Annotated in this window: 5 protein-coding genes; all 5 read left to right on the top strand. The window is 29.6% G+C overall.

Annotated features, from left to right (window positions below):
• Positions 1-432: 432 nt before the first annotated feature.
• The 5 genes from HNS38_RS13855 (at position 433) to HNS38_RS13835 (ending at position 6253) form a co-directional block, all read left to right on the top strand.
• Positions 433-1485, top strand: coding sequence for a sensor histidine kinase (locus tag HNS38_RS13855; protein WP_172277817.1), 1053 nt, complete (start codon positions 433-435; stop codon positions 1483-1485).
• Between the two features lie 6 nt (positions 1486-1491).
• Positions 1492-2202 (top strand): LytTR family DNA-binding domain-containing protein, encoded by a 711-nt coding sequence (locus tag HNS38_RS13850; protein WP_172277815.1) that lies wholly within the window; start codon positions 1492-1494, stop codon positions 2200-2202.
• 632 nt (positions 2203-2834) lie between these two features.
• Positions 2835-4133 (top strand): hypothetical protein, encoded by a 1299-nt coding sequence (locus tag HNS38_RS13845; RefSeq protein WP_172346620.1) that lies wholly within the window; start codon positions 2835-2837, stop codon positions 4131-4133.
• A 254-nt stretch (positions 4134-4387) separates the two neighbouring features.
• Complete coding sequence (locus tag HNS38_RS13840) at positions 4388-4951, top strand: hypothetical protein (RefSeq protein ID WP_172277811.1); 564 nt, start codon at positions 4388-4390, stop codon at positions 4949-4951.
• A gap of 51 nt (positions 4952-5002) precedes the next feature.
• Positions 5003-6253, top strand: coding sequence for a M13-type metalloendopeptidase (locus HNS38_RS13835; protein ID WP_172346619.1), 1251 nt, complete (start codon positions 5003-5005; stop codon positions 6251-6253).
• The last annotated feature ends 1 nt before the right edge of the window (position 6254 follow it).

Genomic DNA, 6254 nt, shown 5'->3' with positions numbered 1-6254 from the left:
ACCTATTCTAATTCAGCTTGATAAGGCAGTCTGATTTGGTGCGAAACTTCAGTTAATAGATAATGGTTTTCATCTGATAATATCCTGCTAAGACTTATTATTCCATTTTGATTGAATATAGATTGCATTATAGTTTTGTTCATGTGTAAAATGATATTATCAATTCGTATATGTATAAAAATCAATTTATTGTTTGTCAAAAATATGGTCAACACTTTTGTCTTTCAATTAATTTCGATAAACAAATCAATTACATTATTAACGAAATAGATTTTAAGGATTTTATCTGCTTTGCGATTTATATTCCCATTTGGAAAGGAATTGCACATAACCGCAACAATCACTAGTTTACCGATAGTTCAACCTTTTTCATCGTAATATTTTTATGCAGTGGATAATAAATTGTAATTTTAGCCTGTAATTTTATTCTTTATGACTATCAGAAACCGACTTACTTATATATTTTCATCAATAACTACCTATCATATTATATTTTGGTTAGCCAATTTCATTTTACTAACTTCCCCCTTCTTTCTAGAATACAATCAAAAAGGAGTTTTTAAAATTGAGAAACTATATTCTGGTTTGATCTATTTTTTTCATCTTATACTAATAGTCTATATCAATTATTCAATTTTAATTCCAAAATATGAAGTTAAACGCAAAACAACTTGGTATTTCTTATCAGTAACAACATCTGTTATTATTGTCAATTTACTATTTATTGGCACTTTTAACTTTGTAATGAATGCCGCATTGAGCTTGAGAAGTGGAATTTGGTTTTTTATATTAGAAATCATATACATCATCATCACATCGTTTTTCAAATTCTTTAAGGAATGGATTAATAAGCAAAGCTTAGAATTAAATATCATTGAAATTCAAAAACAGAAAACCGAAGCAGAACTAGATGCTCTTAAAGCTCAACTTAATCCTCACTTCTTATTCAATGTTCTTAATAGTATATATTCTCATAGCCTCCTTAAGTCTGATATAACTCCTACCATAGTTTTAAAACTTTCATCACTCATTAGCTATATTCTTTATGATTGTAAAACGGAATTGGTTCCTTTAAATAAAGAAATCGATTTTATTAAAGACTATATAGAACTCGAGCAGATTAGAATGGAAAAAGATATTGATGTAAAAATTGAAATCAGTAATATGGAGCACACTATGATTCCACCTTTATTATTTGTTCCTCTTATAGAGAATGTGTTTAAACATGGAATAGGATCAGAGCCAAAGAAAAAATGCTTATCACTCACCATCAATTCATTAAAAGGTGAATTTCATTTCAGTTTAAAAAATTCAAAAGGGAAAGTAGAAAAAATACATAAAAGTGATAAAAGTGGTATAGGAATTATTAACGTGAAAAAGAGACTACAACTTTTATATCCTAATAAGCATAACATAATAATAAATGATAAAGACGACACCTTTGAAGTGGAAATATCCATCAACGGACTAGGCTTGAATAAATAATACAAAATGGAAATTAAGTGCTTAATAATTGAAGATGAACCTGCGGCTATAAGAATTATTGAAAGTTATAGCCAGAACATAAATTATTTAAATATAATTGGGAAATGCAAAACAGCAAATGAGGCAATCAGCTTTCTTAATAAAAATGATATTGATTTATTATTTCTTGATATAAATATGCCCGGAATGAATGGGATAGACTTTTATAAAGCATTGAGGAATCCTCCACTTGCTATAATTACTACAGCCTATCGCGAATATGCTGTGGAGAGTTTCGAGCTCGAAATCATTGACTATTTACACAAACCTTTTTCATTTAATCGTTTCTATAAAGCTGTGCAAAGAGCCGAAGATAAACTTCAAGCAAATCAGAAAAACAAACCATTAATCAAACAAAAACCCAAAGACCATATATTTATAAAAGCCGATAAAAAATTGCATAAAGTAGCATTCCATGACATTTTATTTATTGAATCTACGGGCGATTATTGCAAATTCATTACCACTAGCAAGAATTACATATCACATATAACTCTAAAAAAACTTACCGAAATTTTACCCGATAGTTTTATTAGAGTACATAAATCATTTATCATTCAATTCGATAAAATTGATCTTATAGAAGGCAACACAATTATCATGCATAATATGGAAATCCCTATTGGCTATAGCTATCGTGCCGAATTTCAAAAATTATTATCTTATAAAATACCATAAATTTAAAAGCGTATCCCATTTCGTGTTTTTGATTTACTCATAACTGATAGGGATATTTTTGCCTATTTTTTCTCAAAAGTACCATTTCCTTTTATCGTATTATTTATATTTTAACAGATAGATTCCCAATGAATTTGATACTTTTGAAAGTAATATTCAATTAAAATGTCATTCGACAAATATTCTTTTTATTGATAAATAGGATGATAGAGCCATAAGTGATGTTATCCTATAAAATATTCTGTTAATAGTTCATATTGTTTTGTATATCGAAATAATTATTCTAATAAAAAGGGTTTAAATACTTTTAATCTCTAATAATCAAAAGCAATACTTTTTTGACTTTTAAATATTTACAACAACGAAAAAAGAGAAATTGTACAAAGCTTATAATTGCTCAGAATCGCAGAGAAATGGCAGAGTATTTCAAACCAAGAATTGAATCATAAAGTTTAACAGATGAAATCGTCAACTTCTTCCAGTACATTACTAATATTAACTATAGTAGAATATATGTACTATGTTTTTAGAATAATTAGAGATTACTAAAATGATGGTTATAAGGGAACAATTGTATAGAAATCTGGCATTGAAAATTCTATTTCTGCAAATTCGATCTTAATACATAAATTATGAAAAGAAAAACTATTAAAAAATTATTGATTACGCTAAGTACAATAATTGTACTCATTTTAGCCATAGGTTATTTTGGCTTAAATTATCTGCAAGCAAAACTTGAATCTAGCTTAACAGGTTGCCAACTTGAAAGCAGTAACTTTTATGAAGTTTTAGATTTTGAGTATGTTAATAATTGGATTATTGTAAAAGCAAAAGTGGATGGAGGTGATAAAGAATATCCGTTTTGGTTTGATACCGGTGCCCAAACGGTGTTAATGGATTCCCTACTAAATGAAATTGGTGAAAACAAATACAAAAGATTTTCATTCGGAAATAAACAAGACACCTCACAAAATGCCTTTAACAATGCATTAGTTTCTCTCAAGGAACTTGAATTAGGGGGGGTGAAATTTCGAGACATTGGTTCAATATCAGCGAAAAACTCTAAATGGGGAATGCTTAATTGTATTTCTGCCTATGGAATTATTGGCTATAATCTAATACAAACCTGCGTTTTTCAAATCGATTTTGATAAACAACAAATCACATTAACTGATAATGTCGAAAAGCTGGAGAATTATGAAGAAATACAATGGGTAAACTATAAACCATCAAAGACACAGGAAACACCAATTCTTCCTGCGACATTCAACGACAGTATAAAAATTGATTTGTTTTTTGATACAGGAAGCAGTGGAGGCATCACATTGTCTTCAGAAAAGTTGTATCGAAGTCTTCTTCAACAATTCCCCAATCAAACAGCTGAATACATCTCTAGACCATCCTTACTTATTCGTGGAGAAAAAAATGAGATTGGAGAATCATTTTTATTTAAGGCTTCAAATTTTTCTTTCATTAATAACACAAGTGAAGAAATGATAATAAATGTAAGCAATACTCCTGAAAGAGATTTTACCGGGATTATAGGTAATAGATATTTAAAGAATTTCAATATTACCCTAGATTATAGAAATAGGCGAATAGGTTTCATCCCGAAACGAAACCTAAAAGAACCAATCGATAGCACTTTTGGAATAACATATAAGCCCCTAAGAAATAAATTTGTAGTGTCAAGTATTTATTCTGGTTACGAGCCTGAATTATCAGGAATTATGCCTGGTGATGAGATATATTCAATTAACGGGATCAGAATTGATGAATTGGATTCGGATATCTTTTGCAAATTTTATCGAGGGGAATACATATTTAAAAATAAAGAAGATAGCGTATTATATATTGAGATTACAAAAGGTGATTCGATTATCGCATATAGATTCAATAAGAAAAATATTTTCTTAGGTCGCGATAATTGAGCAGAAACCTGAAATATACATGACTAAGTTTATAAGTGCAGATTTCATAATAAACAGAAACATATTTATAGTCATAAGTACCTAAATTCATGAAAATGCAAAGAAAACTTATTCAAGGTTTTCTGATATATATCTTAAAAATGTAAATATCAATGATATTGAAAACAAATATGATGAGATTTCAATTCTTTCATCACCTAAGTCAAAATAAAAAGTAATAAAAATTACGTAATTAATTATTATAAATAAGAAAAATGAAAAAATTAATTTTAGTCTTTTTGGGATTGGCCTTTTTCACTGCGTGTGATAAGCAGAATGAGTCAGAAATTATGAATCAGGATGCAAAAGAGAATTTACCCGAGCAATTTATTTCTGCTCAAATCGGGAATGAATTATATACATATTCTCCAGGATTAATCAACGAGTATTTATATCAATCTGCTTCTACAGGAAGTCACATTATGGATCAATTGAGTTTATCAGGAATTTCAGAAAATTCTGAGAAAGGAATGCATTTGTTCATTATTGGTAGTCAGTTTCATAATCTCTCATTTCCAGTTAGTCTAAGTCATGTTGAAGGTGTTTCCACCGAATTTCAATTTATAGAATACAATTCACCAGCGGATACTACTTTTGGCATCAATGACGATTGGAGTTACGTTGGGGAATTGAGCCAATTTATAATAGAGAGTTATAATGATAGTGGATTTCTAGAGGGGAAGTTTAATGGTGCAATTTCTACTAGAACTGGGAAATCACTTAATGTAGAAGATGGTTCTTTTCGCGTTAAAATTATTGAAACCGATCTTGCAAAATAACTGAATATTTAAAATCAGAGGAGATGCAATTAGACATAAATACCTAAGTTCATGAAAATAATCATCAAATTTCAAATTGTTGCATTAATTTGTTTTTTCAGTACATATACAATTCTGGCTCAAGAAAAAGATCCAATATCAGATTTCTACGAATATGCAAACAGAGAATGGATAGAAAACACTACTATTCCTGAGAATGTCAGTGTCATTAACAATTGGGGGATTTTATGGGATGAAATAGCCGATCAATCACTTGAAATACTTTCAGGTGATTCGTTATATTATCTTGATGAAGATCATCAATACACCTTAACCCAATTACGTAACTTTTATAAAAGTACAGCTGAATATGGTGACAACGATAAAAAAAGAGTATATCTGGTTCAAAAACACTATCCAATGCTATTTGGGGTGGTTTTTTCCAAAGTAACAATAAATCAAAACAAAGTAGAAAAAATCAGAGAAATCATAAAATATTTAAAGATAGCGTATAAAGAAAAGATCGAAAACAGCACTAAAATTAAAATGAATAATTACGACTTCTTCCTAACCAGATTAGAGGAGATGCAATTTGAGATAGGTGCTCCAGATATTTCAAATCTGCCTAAAATGCCAGTGCTGTCCTCGGATTCCTATAAGAGTAACATTCATAAAACTGAAGAATACAAACTTAAAATCAAAGCATCTTTGCCAAATTGGGTTTCTCCGCCATATGAAACTGACTGTAGGTATATAAAATCTGACAATCTAGTAAGACTATATGCAGGTACCTTATATGCTAGCTGTTTTTCCAATAAAGATGATTATCCTATGATATTTGCTACTCTTGGAAGAACCATTGCCCATGAAATGACACATGCTTTTGATAGCTATGGGAAAAAGTTCAACAGGAATAACTGGAAACAAATAACAGAAGGGCTAATCAACCAATTCAATCAATATACGGTTCAAGAAAATTTCTTTGTGGATGGAAAGAAAACACTTCAAGAAAATTTTGCTGATTTGGGTGGTGTGGAGGTTTCTTTATTGGCATTAAAAATGTATATGAAAGAAAATAAACCTCAGATTTCTACTGAGGAAGAATCAAAAGCAATAAGAAGTTTCTTCATGGCTTTCGCACAGTTTTGGAAAGAAAAAGCAACCTCCGAATATGAAATATCTTCATTAAAAAGAATACACACGCCTCAGAAATTTAGAGCAATTGGACCTATATATAATCAGAATGAATTTTATGATGTTTACGAAATAGATATTAATTCCAAGTACTATATTCCTGTGAATGAACGGCTGAGTATATGGTGAT

The sequence above is a fragment of the Lentimicrobium sp. L6 genome, assembly GCF_013166655.1.
Classification (GTDB): domain Bacteria; phylum Bacteroidota; class Bacteroidia; order Bacteroidales; family UBA12170; genus UBA12170.
The sequence above is the reverse complement of the archived record's forward strand: the minus strand, read 5'-3'. Positions and strand labels throughout refer to the sequence as shown.